Annotated in this window: 10 protein-coding genes; 5 read left to right on the plus strand and 5 right to left on the minus strand. The window is 62.8% G+C overall.

Annotated elements, in window-relative coordinates; translation table 11 throughout:
• Positions 1-52: 52 nt before the first annotated feature.
• Positions 53-13066, minus strand: a complete 13014-nt coding sequence (locus JOE34_RS21965; protein ID WP_245227053.1) for a non-ribosomal peptide synthetase — start codon at positions 13064-13066, stop codon at positions 53-55.
• Positions 13067-13161: 95 nt separating this feature from the next.
• Positions 13162-13920 carry an alpha/beta fold hydrolase gene (locus JOE34_RS21970; protein ID WP_046265816.1) on the minus strand — a complete coding sequence of 253 codons (759 nt, stop codon included), beginning with the start codon at positions 13918-13920 and terminating at the stop codon, positions 13162-13164.
• Positions 13921-14236: 316 nt separating this feature from the next.
• Here JOE34_RS21970 and JOE34_RS21975 point away from each other — a divergent pair, with 316 nt between their 5' ends.
• Entirely contained in the window at positions 14237-14773 is a 537-nt protein-coding gene (locus JOE34_RS21975; protein WP_003319375.1) for an RNA polymerase factor sigma-70, read from the plus strand.
• A gap of 77 nt (positions 14774-14850) precedes the next feature.
• Here the strand turns inward: JOE34_RS21975 and JOE34_RS21980 are convergent, their stop codons facing one another.
• A complete protein-coding gene (locus tag JOE34_RS21980) occupies positions 14851-15375 on the minus strand; it encodes an SgcJ/EcaC family oxidoreductase (RefSeq protein ID WP_004404772.1) in 525 nt (174 codons plus the stop codon).
• 193 nt (positions 15376-15568) lie between these two features.
• On the opposite strand from JOE34_RS21980, the gene JOE34_RS21985 reads away from it, so the two are divergent.
• Genes JOE34_RS21985 through JOE34_RS22000 form a run of 4 tightly spaced genes read left to right on the plus strand, consistent with a single transcriptional unit; the run spans position 15569 to position 20215 of the window.
• A complete protein-coding gene (locus JOE34_RS21985) occupies positions 15569-16753 on the plus strand; it encodes a sensor histidine kinase (RefSeq protein WP_024663056.1) in 1185 nt (394 codons plus the stop codon).
• Positions 16750-17418: a response regulator transcription factor gene (locus JOE34_RS21990; RefSeq protein ID WP_003423535.1), complete on the plus strand. Its 669-nt coding sequence runs from the start codon at positions 16750-16752 to the stop codon at positions 17416-17418. The genes JOE34_RS21985 and JOE34_RS21990 overlap by 4 nt, the downstream gene beginning before the upstream one ends.
• Positions 17415-19754, plus strand: a complete 2340-nt coding sequence (locus tag JOE34_RS21995; protein WP_004418354.1) for an ATP-binding protein — start codon at positions 17415-17417, stop codon at positions 19752-19754. Before JOE34_RS21990 ends, JOE34_RS21995 begins: the two co-directional genes overlap by 4 nt.
• Positions 19751-20215: a response regulator gene (locus JOE34_RS22000; RefSeq protein ID WP_003346434.1), complete on the plus strand. Its 465-nt coding sequence runs from the start codon at positions 19751-19753 to the stop codon at positions 20213-20215. The genes JOE34_RS21995 and JOE34_RS22000 overlap by 4 nt, the downstream gene beginning before the upstream one ends.
• On the opposite strand, the gene JOE34_RS22005 is transcribed toward JOE34_RS22000, so the two are convergent.
• Positions 20216-20647, minus strand: a complete 432-nt coding sequence (locus tag JOE34_RS22005; RefSeq protein ID WP_003315056.1) for a universal stress protein — start codon at positions 20645-20647, stop codon at positions 20216-20218. It lies immediately after the preceding gene.
• A 111-nt stretch (positions 20648-20758) separates the two neighbouring features.
• On the minus strand, positions 20759-21778 hold the full coding sequence (gene dusA, locus JOE34_RS22010) for a tRNA dihydrouridine(20/20a) synthase DusA (RefSeq protein WP_046265814.1): 1020 nt from the start codon (positions 21776-21778) through the stop codon (positions 20759-20761).
• Positions 21779-21949: the final 171 nt, after the last annotated feature.

Raw genomic sequence — 21949 nt, forward strand, 5'->3', positions numbered from 1 at the left:
ACCCGGTAACGAGTTTTTTATCCGCAGCCCCGGCGCCCCGACGAGAGGCTGATCAGAGCCCTTCCAGTTCCGCCATCAAGTCCGCCAGACGGTCGAATTTCTGCTCGTCGACCTGTGTTCCGCCAAGGCTTTCCAGGTGCTGCGCCAACGCCTGAACGGTGTTGAACTCGAACATTGCCCGTAACGGGACGTTACGCTGCAAGCGCTTCTGCGCACGGGTCACCACCTGAGTGGCGAGCAGCGAGTGCCCGCCCAGCTCGAAGAAGTTGTCGGTAATGCCCACGCGCTCGACCTTGAGCACATCGGCCCAGATCGTCGCCAGCTGCTGCTCCATTTCGGTCTGTGGCGCCAGATAATCCTGCTGCGCCAGGCTGACGTCGGGCGCTGGCAGGGCCTTGCGGTCCAGCTTGCCGTTCGGGGTCAGCGGCATGGCCTCCAGCAACACCAGATGCGTCGGCACCATGTAGTCCGGCAGGCTGGACTTGAGGTGGCTTTTCACCTCGTCACGCAGAGCCTCGTGATCCTGCGTCGCGGAACGCGGCACCAGGTAGGCCGCCAGCACCTTACCCAATGGGCCGTCGACGTCCAGCACCACTGACTCACGGATGGCCGGATGCTCCAGCAGACGGGTTTCGATTTCACCCAGCTCGATGCGATAGCCACGAATCTTCACCTGATGATCGACCCGGCCGACGTACTCCAGCACGCCGTCCTTGCGCCGCCGCGCCAGGTCACCGGTGCGGTACAGACGTTCGCCCGGCGCACCGAACGGATGCGGCACGAACACCGGCACGGTGCGCAGCGGATCAGCAACATAGCCGCGACCGACACCGTCCCCGGCTACGCACAGCTCACCGACGGCACCCAGCGGCACGAGGTCCAGCGCATCGTCGAGCAAGTACAGACGATTGTTGTCGGTCGGCGAACCGATCGGCAGATAAGCGCTGCGAGTGGACTGCACATCGACCCGGAAGAACGCCACATCGTCGGAACACTCAGCCGGACCATAGGCATTCACCAGGCCGATCTGCGGGTAACATTGCAGCCACTGGCTGGCCAGCTCCGGCGGCATGGCTTCACCGGTCGGCAGCATCCAGCGCAGGCTGTCGAGCGCTGCCTGCGGTTCGGCGAGCAGGCCGGTGATCAGCGACGGCACGCTTTCCAGCACGCTGATGCGCTGCGCCTGAACATGCGCCAAAAGGGCCTGCGGGTCGCGGGCGATGTCGTTCGGCACGATATCTACCCGAGCGCCAAACAGCGGCGCGGCGAGGAACTGCCAGACCGAAATGTCGAAACTCTGCGAGGCGGTCTGGGCGATCACATCGCGGTCGCTCAGGCTCAGGTAAGGCACCTTGCTCAACTGGTTATTGAGCATGCCGCGCTGCTCGACCATCACACCCTTCGGCAGCCCGGTGGAGCCTGAGGTGAAGATCACATAAGCGAGGTTGTCCGGCGCGCTGTAGCGACCAGGGTTGTGCTGCGCGGAATCGCTCTGCTGCACGTTTTCCCAGACCCGCAACTGCGGTCGGCTCGACTCAGGCAGCGCATCAAGTAACGCCCTGCCCTGTTCCAGGCACTCAGCACTGCACACCAGCAGCGGCGTGGCGCTCTGGTCGATGATGCCGCTCAGCCGCGAGTTCGGCAGCGTCGGGTCCAGCGGCAGGTAACCGGCACCGGCCTTGAAGCTGCCGATGATCATGCCCAACAGTTCAAGGCCACGCTCGGCGAGCACGGCAACCGGCAGATCGAAACCGACACCGGCCTCGATCAAGGCATGGCCCAGACGGTTGCTGGCGATATTCAGCGCGGCATAGCTGAGCTGACGTTCCAGGCAACTGACCGCAATGCGCTCCGGATGCGCCGCGACCTGCGCTTCGAACAGTTCGACATAGCTTTTATCCAGCGGGTAAGCGTGGTCGCTCTGATTGCAGCCGTCGATCAGGAAAGCGCGCTCCTGCTCACTGACCAGCGCCAATTCGGCCATGTCGCCATGAAAGCCTTCGACCAGCGCCAGCAGCAGGCGCTTGAACTCACTGAGCATGCTCTGCACGGTGGATTCGTCGAAATAGCGCTGGTCGTAGGACAGGTGCAGGCCCAGGTCATCGCCCGGATAGCAGACTGCGGTCAGCGGGTAGTTGGTGTGGGTGCGACCGGAATCCGAGGTGGCATTCAGGCTTTGCGCACGGTCCAGCACCGAGACCTCGACCGGCGCGTTCTCGAACACGAACAGGCTGTCGAACAGCGGCTGGCCCTTGGGCAGCTCGCTGTTTTCCTGAATGGTCACCAGCGGCAGGTATTCGTACTCGCGCAGCTGCATGTTGCTGTCCAGCAACTGGCTGAGCCACTGGCGAACGCTGCAACGTTGATCGTCAGCCGGCATGCCGACACGCAAGGCGATGGTGTTGATGAACAGCCCGACCGTGCGCTGCATCTGCGGCAGTTCCACCGGCCGCCCGGCCACAGTCACGCCGAACACCACGTCGCGATCACCGCTCATGCGCCGCAGGGTCAGCGCCCAGGCCGCCTGGGCGAAGGTGTTGACGGTCAGTTGATGCTGCTGCGCCAGTTCGCGCAGTTGCGCACCGTCGCGTTCATCGAGACGGGTGTAGCAGTCGCCCACCACCATGCCACCGCTGTCGCCGGCATGTTCACGCAGGAACGGCCGGTCGCTGGGGATCGGCGTGGGCCGCTCGAAGCCGCGCAGGTTGTCTCGCCACCAGTCACGTGCCTGCGTCAGGCCTCGGCGTTGCAACCAGCCGATGTAGTCGCGATAGCGCGGTGCGGGGGCCAGTTGCGCATCACGACCTTCGCCTAGCGCGGTGTAGATGTCGAAGAAGTCGTTCATCAGCAGCGAGCGGCACCAGGCATCGATCAGGATGTGGTGGTTGCTCATCATGAACCAGTAGCGCGCCTCGTCGACGCGGATCAGGCGCAGGTGGAACGGCGGTTGATCGAGCAGTTCGAAACCGGCCTCGCGCTCGGACTTGAGCAGAACCTGCAAGCGCGGCTCCTGCTGCTCCGCCGGCACCTCACGCCAGTCCAGGTAATCAATTGGCGTGCTGCCCGGCTTGTGAATGACCTGCAGCATGGTTTCGCCGATGTTCCAGCAGAACGAGGCACGCAACGCTTCGTGACGGGCGATGACCGCTTGCCAGGCCTGGGCGAAACGCTGCGGGTCCAGGGCGCTGTCGATGCGGTAGCGGTCCTGCATGTAATACAGTCCGGTTCCCGGCTCCAGCAAAGTGTGCAGCAGCATGCCCTCCTGCATCGGGGTCAGTGGGTAGACGTCGTCGATGTGGCTTGGCGGAACCGGCAACGCGTCCAGTTGCGCCTGATCCAGAGCAGCCAGCGGGAAGTCCGACGGCGTCAGGCCGCCGCTGCCATCGGCCAGGCAATGGGCGATCAGCGCCTGCAGGCAAGCCAGGTAATCCTGCGCCAGTACTTCGATGGCAGCGGGTTCATAGCGCTCGGCACTGAAAGTCCAGCGCAGCAGCAGTTCACCCCCGTACACCTGACTGTCGATGCTCAGTTCGTTAGACAGCGGCGCCTGTGGATCGTGGGCCGCGCCTGGCGACTCTTGCAGCGGACGGAACAGCGCGTCGTCAGCGAAGCTCTGATCGAACTGGCCGAGGTAGTTAAAGGTGATCGGCGCCACCGGCAATGCCTGCATGGCGGCCTTGCTGACACTGTCGGCCAGGTAGCGCAGCACGCCATAGCCCAGCCCCTTGTGCGGCACCTGGCGCAGTTGCTCCTTGATTGCCTTGATCGAATCGCCCGGTGCCGCGTCGACAGCCGGCGCGGGCGTCAGGCGCAGCGGATAGGCGCTGGTGAACCAGCCCACCGTCCGGGTCAGGTCGATGTCATCGAACAGGTTTTCACGGCCGTGACCTTCAAGCTGGATCAGGGTCGACGGCTGCCCGCTCCAGCGGCAGACCACCTGTGCCAGCGCGGTCAGCAGCAGGTCGTTGACCTGGGTTCGGTAGGCACTCGGCGCCTGTTGCAGCAGTTGCCGGGTACGTTCGGCATCCAGGCGCACGCTGACCGTCTGCGCATGACGATTCTGCCGACCGCCCTGCGGGTTATGGCACGGCAGACTCGTCGCAGGACCGCCCAGCTGGCGCTGCCACAGGTGCAGTTCTTCACGTAACGATTCATTGCCTGCATAGGCCTGCAGACGTGCGGCCCAGTCGCGGAAGGCGCTGGTCTTCGCCGCAAAGCGCACCGGCGCGGATTCGCTTAATTGACGATAAGCAGTTTGCAGATCGTCGAGCAGCACACGCCACGACACGCCGTCGACTACCAGGTGATGAATGACCATCAGCAACCGTTGCTGACCCTGCGGACCGTCGACCAGCAAGGCGCGCAGCAGCGGACCGTCTTGCAGGTCGAGACTGCGCTGGGTGTCAGCGTACAAGGCTGCGCATTCGGCCATGTCGCTGACTTGCGCCTGAATCAACAGGGTGGTGTCGGCGGACACTGCGCGGTGTTCTGCCTGCCACGTACCCTCATGCTCGGTGAAACTCAGGCGCAGGGCATCGTGTTGTTCGAGTAGCGCACGCAACGCCTGCTCAAGGACGTTCGGGTCCAGCGCGCTGAGCGGCTCCAGCAGCAACGACTGATTCCAGTGCCGACGCTCGGGGATCGGCGTGTCGAAGAACCAGTGTTGAATCGGCGTCAGGCTGGAAGCACCGTCAAGCTGGCCCTGCTCGGCCTGAATCAGCTCGCGAGTGGTGGCCACGGCGGCCAGGGTCTGCACGGTCTGGTGCTGGAACAAATCACGCGGGCTGAAATGAATACCCAGCTGACGCGCCCGGCTGACCACCTGAATCGACAGGATCGAGTCGCCGCCCAGCTCAAAGAAGTTATCGTTGAGGCCGACTTTTTCCACGTTCAGCACCGCACACCAGATTGCCGCCAACTGTTGCTCCAGCTCACTGGCGGGCGCTACGTAGTGTTGACGATTGAGCTCCGGGTCTGGTGCAGGCAAGGCACGGCGGTCGAGTTTGCCGTTGGCGGTCAGTGGCATGCTGTCGAGCAGAATCAGGTGGGTCGGCACCATGTAGTCCGGCAGTTGCGCCTTGAGGTGCGACTTGAGCGCTTCACGCAATTGCGTCTGCTGCTCGTCGCCATGCCCGGCCACATCGCTGACCAGATAGCCTGCCAGTTGCTTGCCTGACGGCGTGTCCAGCGCCAGCACGATGGCTTCGCGGATTGCTGCGTGCTCCAGCAGACGGGTCTCGATCTCCCCCAGTTCGATGCGGAAGCCGCGAATCTTCACCTGATGGTCAATACGCCCCAGGTATTCCACCAAACCGTCGGCGCGCTGGCGCACCAGATCGCCGGTACGGTACAGACGCCCGCCGTTGCTGACGAATGGATCGGCCACGAAGCGTTCGGCAGTCATGCCGGGGCGCTGGTGATAGCCCTGCGCCAGGCCCGCTCCGCCGATGTACAGCTCGCCGCTCGCGCCCTGGGGCACCAGCGCCAGATCGGCGTCGAGAATGTACGCCACCCGTGCACCGACCACGCGTCCGATCGGCACGCTGGCTTCACCGTCCTCCAGTTGCTGCGGGGCCAGGCTGGCCAGCGGCATGACCACGGTTTCGGTCGGGCCGTAGGCATTGAATAACAGCTCGGGCTGGAACACCGCACGGATGCGTTGCAGGTGTTCGCCGGTCAGCGCTTCGCCGCCGGTGATGCACATGCGCACCGGCAGGGTCTGGCCCTGGGTCGCCAGCCACTGCGCCAACTGGCTGCCGTAACTGGGCGTGAAGCCGAGAATATTGACCTGCTGCTGACGAATCAGCGTGCAGATTTCTTCGGCGTCCCACTGCCCCTGAGCACGCAGTACCACTCGCGCACCACTGAGCAAGGGCACCAGCAGACGCTCGGTGGCGGCGTCGAAATTGATCGAATAGAAATGCAGCTCGCAGTCGTCAGGGCGCATGTCGAAGCGTCGGATCACCGCCTGGCAATGCATGGCGATTTCACCATGGGACACCACCACGCCCTTGGGTTTGCCGGTCGAGCCGGAGGTGTAAATCAGGTACGCCTGATGCTGCGGCAGGCTGATAAACGGCAGTTCATCGGACGAAAAAGACTCCAGCAGCGGCTGATCGTCTTCCAGGCACCAGCGGGCAACACCGGCAGGCAACTCGCCCAACGCGGTAAACAGGGCACGATCGCTCAGCAGCAGCCCGACGCCGCTGTCTTCGATCATGTAGTGCAGGCGTTCCAGCGGGTATTCCGGGTCGAGCGGCACGTAAGCGCCACCGGCCTTGAGGATCGCCAGCAGGCCGACGACCATGTCCAGCGAGCGCGGCAGCGCCAGACCGACGCGAACCTGCGGGCCGACGCCGCGCTCGCGGAGCATCCAGGCCAGTTGGTTGGCCTTGGCGTCCAGCTCGGCGTAGCTGAGAGTTTGCCCGGCGAACGTCAGCGCCGGCGCGTCTGCACGCCGTTGTGCCTGTTCGGAGAACAGGCTGTGAATGCACTGGTCGAGCCGCTGCTCACCCGCTTCGACGCCGAGGCTGTCGAGCAGTTGCTGACGCTCTGTGTCCTGCAACAGCGGCAATTCACTCAAACGCTGTTGTGGATCAGCGAGCAGCGCCTGCAACAGGTTCAGCCAGTGTTCGGCCATCTGTGCGATGCGCGGTTCGTCGAACAGATCGGTGCTGTAGGTCAGGCAGCAACCCAGACGGTGGTCCAGTTCGGTGACTTCCAGATTGAGGTCGAACTTGGTGGCTCGCGCATCGTTGACCAGGTACTCGACAGTCATGCCCGCCAGTTCGCGGCTTTGCTGGAACTCCCAGCGCTGCACGTTGCACATCACCTGAAACAGCGGGTTGTAGGCTGCGCTGCGTGGCGGTTGCAGGGCTTCGACCAGATGATCGAACGGCAGGTCCTGATGCGACTGGCCTTCGATCACCGTGTGGCGAACCTGTTCGAACAGCTGGGCGACGCTCATCTGCCCGTCAAGCTGCACGCGCAACACCTGGGTATTGAGGAACGCGCCGATCAGCCCTTCGCTTTCCGGACGAATGCGGTTGGCCACCGGCGCGCCGATGCGCAAGTCGTTCTGGCCGCTGTAGCGGTAGAGCAATACCGCCAGGGTGGCGGTCATGGTCATGAACAGGGTCAGGCCGTTGCGCGCATTGAATGCACGAACTTTCGCGGCCAGGTCGGCGTTCAGGTCAAAGCGATACAGTTCGCCCTGATGGCTTTGCACCGGCGGCCGCGGCCGGTCCGCAGGCAGCTCCAGCAATGGATGCTCGCTGCCCAACTGCGCGGTCCAGTAATCGAGCTGGCGCTGGCGTTCGCCAGCTTCCATCCACTGCCGCTGCCAGACGCTGTAATCCAGATAGTGCACCGCCAGCGGTTCCAGCGGCGATGGTCGTCCTTCGAGGAAGGCTTCGTAAAGCTGCCCCAGTTCGCGGGCGAAAATGTCCATCGCCCAGCCTTCGGTGACGATGTGGTGCAGGGTCAGGACGAAGTAATGCTCAAGGTCGCTCGCCTTGGCCAGACACGCGCGCAACAACGGTCCGGTTTCCAGATCGAAAGGCTGGTGCGCCTCACTGTCGGCCAGTGCCTGAATGCGCTGCTGACGAAGCTCGGCGGGCAATGCCGAGTAGTCCTGCCATTGCACGCGCAGGCCGGACTGCTCGCTGACCTGCTGGCACGCTACGCCGTTGACGCTCGGGAACGTGGTGCGCAGGGTTTCGTGGCGCAGGATCAAAGCTTGCAGCGCTGCCTCGAAGCACTCGATGTTCAGCACGCCTTTCAGGCGCGCCATGCCGCCGACGTTGTAGGCCGGGCTGTCCGGTTCCATCTGCCAGAGGAACCACATGCGCTGCTGGGAGTAGGACAACGGCACCGGCTGGCTGCGGTCGACACGGGCAATCGGTTGCAGGCTGCTGCGTGCGCCGGACTGCTGAATGGCCTCAACCTGTTCGGCAAACGCGCCCAGTTCGCTGGCTTCGAACAGCGTCCGTAACGGCAGGTCGATGTCGCACGCCTGACGCACGCGGGAAATGATTTGCGTGGCCAGCAACGAATGCCCGCCCAGCTCGAAGAAATCATCGCGCAGGCCGACACGCGGCACGCCCAGCACCTGTCGCCAGACAGCGGCGATCTGTTTTTGCAGATCCGTCTGCGGCTCGACGTGCTCGCGGGTCTGCCATTGCGGCTCGGGCAAGGCGCGACGATCCAGCTTGCCGCTCGGGCTCAGGGGCATGCTGTCGAGGCGCACCAGCTGCGCCGGAACCATGTAATCCGGCAGTTCCAGGGCCAGTGCCGACTTGATCCGCTCGGCCTCGACGTTCTGCCCCGCTTCGGCGGTGTAGTAACCGATCAGTTGCGGCCCGGCAACGGTTTCGCGCAGCAGGACGGCTGCCTGGCCTACGCCTGGCTGGGCCAGCAAACGCGCTTCGATCTCTTGTGGTTCGACGCGGAAACCGCGCAGTTTGACCTGCTGATCCAGACGGCCAAGGTATTCCAGCACGCCATCGGCGGCCCAGCGCACCAGGTCACCGGTACGATACAGGCGCTCACCCGCTTGCCCCAGCGGATCGGCGATGAAGCGCTCGGCGGTCAGCCCGGGACGTCCCAGATAGCCACGCGCCAGACCGATGCCGCCGATGCACAGCTCCCCGGCCACCCCGCGTGGCAGCGGATTCAGTTCGCTGTCCAGCACCCGGCACAGCACATTGCCCAATGGCCGGCCGATCGGCGAGCGCAGGCCGTCGCTGATCCGGCACTGCCAGTGGGTGACGTTGATCGCGGTTTCAGTCGGGCCATAGCGGTTGTGCAGCTGTACGCCGGGCAGTTGCTCGAGCACCCGGTTGCGCAGCTCGCCGGGCAACGTTTCGCCGCCGGAAAACAGCCGACGCAGGCTGCTGCACTGCTGCGCCAGCGGCTCATCGATGAACAGTTGCAGCAGCGGCGGCACGAAGTGCAGCGTGGTCACCGAATACGCGTTGATCAGCTGCGCGATGCGCTGCGGATCGCGGTGTTCGCCAGGGCCTGCCAGCAACAAGCGGCAGCCGGTGACCAGCGGCCAGAAGCACTCCCACACCGAGACGTCGAAACTGATCGGTGCCTTCTGCATCAGCACGTCGCTTTCATCCAGTGCGTAGGTGTCCTGCATCCATTGCAGGCGCTCGGCCAGGGCCGCGTGAGTGTTGCCGACGCCTTTGGGCTGACCGGTCGAGCCGGAGGTGTAAATCACGTACGCCAGGTTGTCGCCGTGCAGGTTCAGACGCGGCGCACTGACCGGCCAGTTGTCCAGGTGCAGCGTGTCCATCGCGACGGTGCACACGCCTTCGGCGCTCGGCAGGTCGCCCAGCAGATGGCTCTGGGTCAACAGCAGTTCGACCCCGCTGTCTTGCAGCATGTAGGCGAGTCGATCCATCGGATAGTCCGGGTCCAGCGGCACGTAAGCCCCGCCTGCCTTGAGGATCGCCAGCAGCCCGATCAACAGCTGCGGCGAACGCTCGGCGGCGATCGCCACCTTGATGTCCGGACCAACGCCCTTGTCGCGCAGGTAATGCGCCAGGCGGTTGGCCTGAGCGTGCAGGCTGGCGAAGTCTAGGCTGCCGCCCTCCCACACCAGTGCGATACGTTCCGGTGTCTGTCGCGCCTGGCGGTCCAGCCGTTCCGGCAACCACAACGTGGCCGGTGCGCAAGGCGCGGCGCTCCATTGCGCCTGTTGCTCCTGCTCCTCGGCGCTGAGCAGTTGCACGTCACCCAGCGCGAGCTGGGCCTGCTGGCTGACCTGCGTCAGCAGGCGCACATAGTGCTGAGCCATGGCCACGATAGTGTCGTGCTCGAACAGTTCGTCGGCGTAATCGAAGGACAGCGTCAGGCGACCATTGCGGTCCTCCTCACTGTGCAGTTGCAGATCGAACTTGGCCTCGCGGCTGTGCCACGGCAGCTCTTCGGCCAGCAGCCCAGGCAAACGACGCAGAGCGCCGAGGTCGCGTTGCTGGTGGTTGAACATGACTTGAAACAGACCGTGCTCGCGCGCCTGCGGAAACGCTTCGACCAGTTGCTCGAACGGCACGTCCTGATGGGCCTGGGCTTCAAGCGCCGCCTGCAGGGTCTGGGCCAGCAGGGTCGAGAATGGCAGACGCGGGTCCAGCTCTGCGCGCAGCACCAGGGTGTTGATGAAGAAGCCGATCAGGCCCTGGGTTTCATGGCGTGGCCGATTGGCGCCGGGCACACCGATGCGAATGTCGGCTTGCCCGCTGTAACGATGCAACAGGGTCTGGAACCCTGCCAGCAGGAACATGAACGACGTCGATTGCCAGGCTTGCGCGGTGTTGCGCACGGCGGTGCTCAGTTCGGCAGTCAAGCGCAGGCTGTAGCGCGAAGCGCTGTGCTGCTGGCGGGCCGAACGCGGATGGTCGGTGCTCAACGTCAGAACTGGCTGTTCATCACCCAGTTGCTGCTGCCAGTAAGCCAGCTGGCGCTCGGCCTCGCCGTTCGCCAGCCATTCGCGCTGCCATTGGCCGTAATCGGCGTAACGCAGCGGCAACGGTGCCAGCTCCAGCGTCTGGCCCTGAACAGCCGAGGCATAGAGGCGCGAGAACTCGTCGATCAGCACATTCAGCGACCAGCCATCGGCAATGATATGGTGCAGCGTGACCAGCAATTGATGCTCTTCTTCGTCCAGTTGCAGCAACGTGACGCGCAGCAACGGGCCGTGTTGCAGATCGAACGGCAAGCGCGCCTGCTGTTCGCGAATTGCCACGGCCCGTGCCTGACGCTCGTCGCTGGGCAGATCGCTGATATCGAGGGTGTCCAGGTGAAATTCACTCGGCGCATCGATACGTTGCAGGGCCACGCCGTTCTGTTCGTAGAAGCGCGTGCGCAGCGATTCATGACGCTCGATCAGGCGTTGGAAACTGGTGCGCAATGCAGTGCTAACCAGTTCACCGCGCAGGTGAAGCCCACCGGGAATGTTGTAGGCGCTGCTGTGCGGGTCGAGCTGCCAGAGGAACCAAAGGCGGTTTTGGGCCATGGACTGTGGCAGATGCTCATTGCCGGGCAATCGCGCGATGGCGCTCTGCGTCTGGCTGTCGCCCTGCGATGCGGCGGTCTGCAGCGTTTCGACCTGTGCCGCGAAGGCCGCCAGCGTCGGCGCTTCAAAGAGCAGTCGCAGGCTCAGGTCAATCCCCAGCGTTTCGCGCAGGCGGGCCACGACCTGGGTCGCGATAATCGAATTGCCGCCCAGCAGGAAGAAATGGTCGTCGGCGTTGACCTGTTCACACTGCAACTGCTCGCACCAGACTGTGGCGATCTGCGCTTGCAGGTCCGAGCCGCTGCTTGGGGCACAGCCTGAAAGAGTGGCATCGCTCGAAGGAAACACCGCGTAGCTGTCCAGGCTGCCGTCGGCCAGACGCGTGCGGCAGGCCGAGCGCTGCAATTTGCCGCTGGAGGTCTTGGGCAGCGCGCCCGGATTGAGCAGTACCACGACACTCGGCGCTTCCTGAAACGCCTCGGCCACGGTCTGCCGGATAACCTTGATCAACGCGTCCGGCGTGAGGATTTTCTGCACGCTGCGACTTATTTCAGCAGCAATGCCGATGCCTTCGCTACCGTCCTGAGTGACGGCAAACGCCGCCACCCGGCCTTTGCGCACGACATCTACGTCACGCTCGATGAGCTTTTCGATGTCCTGTGGGTACAGGTTGTGGCCACGAACAATCAACATGTCCTTCAGGCGGCCAGTGATGTACAGCTCGCCGTGACGCTGAAAACCCAGGTCGCCGGTACGCAGCCAGGTCTGCCCGGCGTGCTGCACGAACGCCTTGGCGGTGGCTTCCGGGTTGCGCCAGTAACCATGGGCGATGCTCGGCCCGCTGGCCCAGACTTCGCCAACCTGATTCTCGCCGAGCACCTGCAGGCTGACCGGGTCGGCGATCAGCACGCCATGCCCTGGCTGGCCCGTGCCGCAGCTCATGACCGGCATACCGTCGCCCGGTTCTACGACATTGCGCGCCAGCGCCTGCGCATCCAGGCGCAGCGATGGGATACCCTTGCCGCGCTTGCCCCCGGCCACATACAACGTCGCTTCGGCCAGACCGTAGGACGCCATGAAGCTGTCAGGCGTGAAGCCGCAACTGGCGAATTTTTCGGCAAATGCTCTCAGGCTGTCTTCGCGAATCGGCTCGGAGCCCGAATACGCCACGCGCCAGCGACTCAGGTCCAGACGCTCCAGCGCCGAATCGCTGACCCGTGCGCTGCACAGCTGGTAGGCGAAGTCAGGCCCGCCGCTGATGGTGCCGCCGTATTCACTGATGGCTTCCAGCCAGCGCAACGGCCGGGCGAGGAAGTACGCGGGGGCCATCAGGATGCACGGGACACCGCTGAAAATCGGCTGCAACAAGCCGCCGATCAGGCCCATGTCGTGGTAGAGCGGCAGCCAGCTGACAATCACGTCGTCCGGATTGACGTCGATGCCGAAGCCGTGGCGGATCAATGACTCGTTGGCGACCAGATTGCCATGCGTGACCTGCACGCCCTTCGGTAGTGCGGTCGAGCCAGAGGTGTATTGCAGGAACGCAATGTCGTCGGCCTGCAGTTGTGGGCCCTGCCAGTCTTGTGCCGGGGCAGCAGGCAGCGTATCGACACAGAGCAGTGGCGGCGCATCGGCGGCGGCCAGCTCGTCCATCTGCAGCAAGGCAGGCTGCAAATCGGAGCCGGTCAGCAGCAGACGCGGCTCGGCATCGGCGATGATCGACAGCAGTCGCTCCTGGTGATGGCGACGATTGGATTCCGGCGGATAAGCCGGCACGGCAATGACCCCGGCATACAGGCAGCCGAAGAACGCCGCAACATAGTCGGGCCCGCTATGGAACAGCAGAATTGCCCGATCCCCCGGCACAGCCTGACGTTGCAGCGCAGCAGCGATGGTCCGCGCGCGCAGGTCCAGATCACGGTAGGTCAACACCAGGCCCTGGTCTTTCTCATCGGTGAGAAAACGCAGCGCCAGCCGATCCGGCGTGTGCAAGGCGCGACGCTGAAGAGCCTGAGCCAGAGTGTCGGGGAGTTCAAACGCATCCATGATGGGGTTCCTGCTAGATTCGGCGTGCCAGATAAAATCTGAATTTCAAAAAAGACGCGCGCCCTGCAAGGAGGTCGCGCGCGGAGCAAACAGGGTCAACCGGCGGCCCGGTTCATGTGCCGTGACGCGCTGTTGCGCCAGCGTGTCAGGTGCTGTTCGCAATAGCGTCGCAGCAGACGGAGCAGCTGCGTTTGCTCGTCGACCAGATAAAAGTGATGGCCCTCGAACATGTCCAGAGAGAAGCCGGTGCAGGTCTCTTCCTGCCAGTCGAGCAGTTGCTCGACGCTGATGCTGTCCTGCTTGCCGCCGAATACATGGATCGGCACGCTGAGCGGCTCGCGCCTGCCGTACACAAAGCTGCCGCAGAGCAGAAAATCGGCGCGCAGGATCGGCAGCATCAACTGCATGAGCTCCTGGTTGGCGATGACGTTTTCGCTGGTGCCTTTTAACGTGCGCAATCGGTCGAGCAGTTGCGCATCAGTCTTCGCAGTGGCGTATTCGCTGACATCGCGCCGCACCGGGCCGGCAGTCGCCGATGCGAACAGCGCCAGCGGCGCAGGCAGGCCGCGCTCGCGCAAGACGTGCGCCAGCTCAAAGGCCAGCAGCCCGCCCAGACTGTGGCCAAACAGCGCATAGGGCTTGTCCAGGTCGGCACTGATCTCGTCGGCCAGATGACTGGCCAGCTGCACGATGTCGGTCTGCAAGGGCTCGTCCATGCGCATGCCACGGCCGGGAAGCTCCAGCGGGCGCACGTTCAGCCACTCCGGCAATTTGCGCCGCCAGGGGCTGTAGAACATCGCGCTGGCCCCGGAATAAGGCAGACAGAACAGCGTCAGGCTCACCGGCGTGCTCATATCGAAACCGTCCGGCTGTGGGCGCGGATGTAAAAGCGGCGATGCGCGTGATCGAAACGCATGGGGTTCTCCTGAGGTATTCCCTGGCCGCAACCGTGGTCGGGCCTGTCACCAATGAGAACGGATGGCGTCTGCAAATAATTAGGCGGATGCACGCGGCGGGGACAGGCACGAAAAAAACGCCCTTTTAAAGTGCGCTGATTGGCTTTCGCATTTGACAATAATTATCATTAAGGCTAATTTGTCGCCCCATGTGACGGCGCTGCCTCTTTCATGCGGCCCTCCCCTCCATTGTTGAAGCAGCAAGGTGAATTCCATGACGGAACACGTAATCACAAGTAAGTGCGACTCACCCTTACTCCAGGCATTCGTCGATAACTACTTGCTGCTGGTCAAGATTGCGGCCCGCATCGTGGGCTGCCGCTCGCGCGCCGAAGACGTCGTACAAGATGCCTTTTTCAGACTGCGCTCGGCACCGCAGGCCACGCTGACCTTCAAGGCACAGCTCAGTTACCTGTTTCAGATCGTGCGCAACCTGGCCATCGACCATTACCGCAAACAGGCGCTGGAACAGAAATACACCGGCCCCGAGGCCGAGGGGCTGAACGTGGTGATTCAGGGTGCCTCGCCGGAAATCTCGCATATCAATTTCTCCAGCCTGGAGAAAATTGCCGACGCCCTGACCGAGCTGCCGCCCCGCACCCGCTATGCGTTCGAGATGTACCGCCTGCACGGCGTGCCGCAAAAAGACATCGCCAAGGAACTGGGTGTGTCGCCAACGCTGGTCAACTTCATGATCCGCGATGCGCTGATTCATTGCCGCAAGGTCAATGGCGCCCAGGCTGAAGCCTGATTGCGAGCGGTTCAGGCAGGCAAAAAAATCCGGAGCATTGGCTCCGGATTTTTGTTTTCAGCCTGGCAGACGACAGATCAGCGGCTGACCTGATACTCAGGCTGCACTTCCGGCATCGCCGAGGAGTGGTGGTTGAGAATCTTCCACTCGTTGCCGACGCGGTGGTAGAGGAACGAATAACGTGCCTGTACCTTGGTCTTCTTGCCGTCCGGCGCCGTCAGGGTGAAGGTGTAAACACCGTTGTCCGCTGCGGCATCAGGCCCCAGGCGACGAATCTCCCGGTAGTTGATCTCGCCAACCGGCTTGAGCGCCAGGAACTTATCGAAGTAATCTTTGATCTCTGCCGGAGTGGCACGCACCTTGTTGGAGACCGTAGGCTGCAGGACCGCGTCCGACGCGTACAACGATGCGACGGTAGTGGAGTTTCCGGTTTGCAGGGCCTTGTTCCAGCGATCAAACAGACCGGCGATTTCCTTGTCGTTCACATTGTTTGGCGTCTCGGCCACCATGCGGTAGGTGTAGCCGGACGGCTCGGCAGCAGCGTGAACCATCGGTGCACTTACAGCCAGCAACAGGGCCAGGGCGGTCAATTTCGTTTTCATCGCTACTCTCCTACGGGGATCTGTTCAGGGATTCAGTGATTGCCACTTTGCCCTCCCCGCCACGGCTCGCCATCGGCCAACCGGGGTTAACTGTGTATGCCGATCGGCAGATAGGCGTCACCTCCTGATACAGTTCTAATAGCCTGACTTCTGTTTATGCCCGCGCGGGCATCAACCCTCGCTGGAGCACCCCATGCAAAGTCCTCCCCATGATCCGGCAAGCGCACTGGCCATCCGTAACCAGTATCGCCAGTCGCAAAGCCGCGCCGCACGTCTTCGCCTGCTGGTGGATACCGGTCAGGAGCTGACCCATCTGCCACCTCAGGCCATGCGCCAGTGCGTGCTGCAACGCGCGTGCGCATTCGTAGCCATGGACCATGGCCTGCTGCTGGAATGGAGTGCCGACAACGGTGTGCAGACCACCGCCAGCCATGGCAGTGCAGAACGCCTCGCCACGCTTGAAACCGCTGCCGACCCGCTGGCCATCGGCCCGCAATGGCTGGAGCGGCCCGCAGCCGACCTGCCGTGCATGCTGCTGTTACCGTTGCGCGGCGCCGACGAAGGGTCTTTTGGCACCTTGCTGCTGGCCAACAGCGTGGGCATCAATGCGCCGGACAACGAAGACATCGAGTCGCTGCAATTGCTGGCGACGTTGCTGGCGGCGCACCTGGAAAACAATCGGCTGCTCGACGCGCTGGTGGTCAGAGAGCAGACCATGTCCGAACTGGTCCGCCAGTTGTTCACCGCTCAGGAAGACGAGCGCAAACGCATGGCCTACGACCTGCATGATGGTCTGGCTCAGACCCTGGCCGGTCTGCACCAGCGATTGCAGGGTTTTGCCGGTCGCTGTCCGGCGCTGCCTGCGCCACTGGACGCCGATCTGCAGGCCATTCTCAAACTGGCGCAGCACTGCGTGGGCGAAGGTCGACAACTGATCAGCGGTCTGCGTCCTAGCGTGCTCGACGATTTCGGCCTGCTGCAGGCGGTCGACAAGGAAGCCGACCGGTTGCGCGAAGCGGGAGTCGCGGTGCATTGGCGCTCGCGCTCCCTGACCCGCCTGCCCAGCCACCTGGAAATCGCCCTGTTCCGTATTGCCCAGGAAGGCATCAACAATGTGCTCAAACACGCCAGTGCCGGCCGCGTAGAATTGGCCCTGGAACTGAGTGACGAGCACATTTCACTGCTGCTGGAAGACAACGGCAGTGGTTTCATCACCCAAAAACCGTTTAATGGCAAAGGCGTCCAGAAACTGGGCCTGGTGGCCATGCAGGAGCGCGCCAGCCTGCTCGGCGGCCGTCTGACCTGCGTCAGTCGGCCCGGGCACGGCACCCGACTGCGCGCCATCGTTCCTTTTACCGCAGACAAGGCAATGACATGACTGACACTGTGCGACTGGTTTTGGCGGACGATCATGAAGTGACGCGTACCGGGTTCGTCTCGCTGCTGGCGGGGCATCCGGAATTCGAAGTGGTCGGTCAGGCAGCCGACGGCCAGCAAGCCATCGATCTGTGCCTGGAACTGCAACCGGACATCGCCATCCTCGACATTCGTATGCCGGTGCTCAACGGGCTGGGCGCTGCGCGGATTCTCCAACAGCGCATGCCGGGGCTGAAAGTGGTGATTTTCACCATGGACGACAGTACCGATCACCTGGAGGCTGCGATCAGTGCGGGTGCCGTGGGCTACCTGCTCAAGGATGCCAGCCGCGACGAAGTGATCGACGGCCTGCAAAGGGTGGCGCGTGGTGAAGAGGCACTGAACAGCGCCGTCAGCGCGCGCCTGCTGCGGCGCATGACCGAACGCAACACCAGTGGCGCAGCCCTGCCGGAAACCCTCACCCCGCGTGAGCGCCAGGTACTCGGCCTGGTAGCGGGCGGCTTCAGCAATCGGGAAATAGGCGAAAAGCTTGGCATCACCACCGGCACAGCCAAGGCCCACGTGGAAAAGGTCATCGGCAAACTCGGCGCCTCGGACCGCACGCAGGCTGCAGTACGCGGTGTTGCACTGGGGCTGGTGAGTCAATCGACGAGCGACTGGCAATGACGGCACACGCCAGCAGTCGCTGGGAAGACCTTCCGCTACGCGGCAAGGCGCTGGTGGCCATTTCGCTGCCACTGACGATTCTCATGTTCTCGCTGGTGCTGATTTACATCGCCGAGCGCCAGACCGCTCGGGCGGAGGAAGATGTACGGCGTGTGCTGCTCGTGCAAGGCGACATCCAGACCCTCCACACCCAGATCGCAGAAGGCGCGGCCAGCGTACGTGGCTATCTGCTGACTCACAGGGAAGACTTCCTGCCTGGCTACCTCAACGCGCAACCGCTGATCGAGGCGGCGCTGACGCGGCTCAACACCAATGTGCGTGACGGGCAGATGCGCGAACACCTGAAAGCCATCGAGCCGCTGATCAACACCAAGGTCGAAGGCCTGGGAAAACTGCGCTCAATGAATAGGCAAGATCAGGAAACCGTCGCCCGCATCCTGATCGAAAACAAGTACGTGCTCGACCAGTTGCGCGAACGCATCGGCATCATGCGCGAGCGTGAAGACGCGCTGCTCGCCGAACGCACCGAGGCTGCCGCAGCCACCCGCGAGCGCCTGCTGCTGTCGACCCTGCTGGCAGCGGCCTGCGGAATCTTCGGTGCCATCCTTGCGGTGCTGATGCTGTCCAAGGGCATCGTCGCCAGGGTGCATCAGGTGCAACGCAACGCGCAGCGTCTGGCGCTGGGGCATCCGCTGCTGCCCCAGCCGCCTGAAAAGGATGAAATCGGCCAGCTCGGTACCCGGCTGGTCGAAGCCGGTCAGTTGCTCGCCGAACGCGAACGCGCTCTGCGCGACAACGAAGAGCGCTTGCGGCTGATCATCGAAGGCGTCAAGGACTACGGCATCTTCGCGTTGGACCGCAACGGCTACATCACCACCTGGAACGCAGGGGCCGAACGTATCAAGGGGTACACGGAGCAGGAGATCATCGGCCAGCACTTTTCTGTGTTCTATCTGCAGCAGGAGTGTCCGCAACACCCCGACATGGCGCTGCATGAGGCCACCGTCAATGGCCGGTATACCGAAGAAGGCTGGCGCCAACGCAAGGATGGCAGCCGTTTCTGGGCCAGTGTGGTGATCACCGCGCAATACGACAGCAATGACGAGCTGCGCGGTTTCTCCAAGATCACCCGTGACATCAGTGATCGTCGCGTTGCCGAAATTGCCTTGGGCACTGCGCGCGAGGAAGCCGAACGCGCCAGCCGGGCCAAAAGTGAATTCCTGTCGCGCATGAGCCATGAACTGCGCACGCCGCTGAACTCGATTCTGGGCTTTGCCCAGTTGCTGGACATGGACTCCCCCGCCAGCCAGCGCCCGCAAATCGGTCATATTCTGCGGGCGGGCCAGCATCTGCTGAAGCTGATCAATGAAGTGCTCGACATCGCCAGAATCGAAGCCGGGCATGTTTCCCTGATCCTCGAGCCCGTATCCCTGTCGAGCGTGCTTGAAGAAGCGCTGGTGCTGGTCTCGCCGATGGCTGCCGACGCCAACATCGAATTGAAGCCCTTGCCGAACCTGCCTGACGAGATCGGCGTGGTGGCTGACCGCCAGCGCTTGATTCAGGTGTTGCTGAACCTGCTGTCCAACGCCATCAAATACAACCGGCCCGCCGGCCAGGTGCGGATTGAAATCGAGCAGACCGCCGAGCAGGTGACGGTCAGCGTAGTGGACACTGGCTACGGGATTGCGCCAGAGCGTATCGGGCAGCTGTTCAAACCGTTCGAACGCCTGGACGCCAACCCGAGTGTCGAAGGGACCGGGCTGGGACTGGCGCTGAGCAAAAGCATGCTGGAGATGATGCACGGCACACTGTCCGTACAGAACACGCCGGACGAAGGCTGCCGGTTCATACTGGCGCTGCCGTTTGTGCGGGTGCAGCCGCCTGCCGCTAAACTGCCCCGTCAAGCTGAAACTTCCCTTGAGATAAAGCCTGATGCACGCTCACCTGCCCGCCCGGTCTATCATGGCAAGCTGCTGTGCATCGAAGACAATTTGTCGAGCATGGCCTTGATTGAAACGCTGCTGCAACGTAGACCCGGTATCCAGTTGCTGTCGAGCATGCAGGGCCAACTGGGGCTGGACCTGGCGCGCCAGCATGCGCCACAGCTGATTCTTCTCGACCTCAACCTGCCGGACATCAAGGGGCTTGAGGTGCTGCAACGTCTGCGCCACTTGCCGGCCACCGCCCACACGCCCGTGCTGATGATCACTGCCGACACCAGTGATAAAGCCCATCGCGAACTGAAACAGGCCGGCGCCACGGCCATTGTGATCAAACCCATCCAGGTGCCAGTGTTCCTTGCCCTCCTGGACCAGTATTTACCGGAGCCCACATGACCGGCGACTTCCGCATTCTGATCATCGATGACCAGCGGCCCAACCTTGATCTGATGGAGCAACTGCTTGCCCGCGAGGGGCTGACCAATGTCCTGAGCAGCACCGAGCCGTTGCGCACGCTGGACCTGTTCAACAGCTTCGAGCCCGACCTTGTTGTGCTCGATCTGCACATGCCCGAATTCGATGGCTTCGCGGTACTGGAACAGCTCAACCGGCGCATACCGACCAATGACTACCTGCCGATCATGGTGCTGACCGCCGACGCAACGCGCGATACCCGCCTGCGCGCGCTGGCGCTGGGCGCGCGGGACTTCATCAGCAAGCCGCTGGATGCCCTGGAAACCATGCTGCGCATCTGGAACCTGCTGGAAACCCGCGCACTGTATAAATCGCTGCGCGAGCTGGTGCCTGCGGAAAATATCGAACTACTGCGCCAGCCGCGCACGCTGGCGCAGCAGTGATTATTTGATCAGCGTCACCGGCACCGATGCTTCGTGGATCACCCGCGTGGCCACGGAGCCCAGCAGCAAGCCGCCAAAGTTACCGAGCCCGCGGGTGCCCATCACCACCGCGTCACAGCCAAGCCGCTTGACCTCGGCCTCAACCTGTTCGGCCACGTTGCCCAGATCGACGTGGGCCTGAAACGGCACACCAGCAGCAGTCAACAACGCAACCGCATCAGCCAGCACCCGCTTGCCTTCATTGGTCAAGCCGGCCTTGACGCCATCAATCATGTCGGGAGCCAGATAAAGGCTGTAATCGATAGGGCTGGCCTGCACATTCAGGATATGTACCTCGAGCGACTTGGTGAGTTCGCCAGACAACTCGATGACATAGCCCAGGGCACGCATCGCGTGCTCGGAGCCGTCGAAAGGAACCAGGACTTTGTGCATGGGCGTTTTCCTTGTTGGGTTATGCGCTCAACATAACCGCAGCCCGATAACGCCGCTACTGGAATAAGCGGTTCCTTTGATTCAGCTCAGATCAACGCACGGCACATGCGATCAATGCCCCTGCAGAAACGCCGCGGCCTGATCCAGCAACAGCATGGGATTTTCGGCCTTGTGTATGTCAACCGACAGCAACTGACGGAAGCGTCGCGCGCCAGGGAAACCCAGGCCCAGACCGAGCATATGCCGGGTGACGTGGTGCATGTTGCCGCCGCTGGCAATGTGCTCCGCAATGTACGGCCGCATCGACTCCAACGCATCGTAACGACTGATGACCGGCGCCGTGCTGCCGAACAACTGCTGGTCCACATTCGCCAGCAAATAAGGATTGTGATAAGCCTCACGCCCCAGCATCACTCCATCGAACGTCTGCAAATGCTCACTGCACTGCTCCAGCGTCTTGATGCCGCCGTTGAGCACAATCTCCAGGTCAGGAAAGTCAGACTTCAACTGCGCGACCACGTCATAACGCAGAGGCGGAATATCGCGGTTTTCCTTGGGAGACAGCCCTTCGAGAATCGCGATACGCGCGTGAACCGTGAAACTCTGGCAACCCGCCTCCTGAACCTTGCCGACGAAATCACACAACTCGGCGTAGCTGTCACGGCCATTGATGCCGATCCGGTGCTTGACCGTGACCGGAATACCGACCGCATCGCGCATCGCCTTCACGCAATCCGCCACCAGCTCAGGATGCGCCATCAGGCACGCGCCGATCATGTTGTTCTGCACCCGGTCACTCGGGCAACCGACGTTCAGATTGACCTCGTCATACCCCGCCTCTTGCGCCAGACGCGAACACGCAGCCAGATCCGCCGCCGTACTGCCACCCAGCTGCAATGCCAGCGGATGCTCGCTTTCATCATGCCGCAGGAACCGCTCACGGTCGCCATGCAGCAAGGCACCGGTGGTGACCATCTCGGTGTAGAGCAAGGCGTGCTTTGAGAGCTTGCGCATGAAGTAGCGGCAGTGGTGGTCGGTCCAGTCCATCATCGGCGCGACGGAGAAGCGGCGAGACACTGTTGCAACCGGATCGCCTATGTTTGCTGAGGCTTCGTTGTTTTCGATGTTCATGTGGATTGGTCTTTTACGCGGCGGGTTATCGCCATCCCTTAGCTGGCCTCAACAACATGCATCATTGAGTGGCGGCCAGTGAGAAAATGGCTCAATTGAATCGAGCGATGCGCGGGACCACACAGTGGCCCGCACGCAGAGACGCGGTCAATCGGGAAAGGCCGATAGTTT

This window comes from Pseudomonas sp. PvP028 (assembly GCF_017832255.1).
Taxonomy (GTDB): domain Bacteria; phylum Pseudomonadota; class Gammaproteobacteria; order Pseudomonadales; family Pseudomonadaceae; genus Aquipseudomonas; species Aquipseudomonas syringae.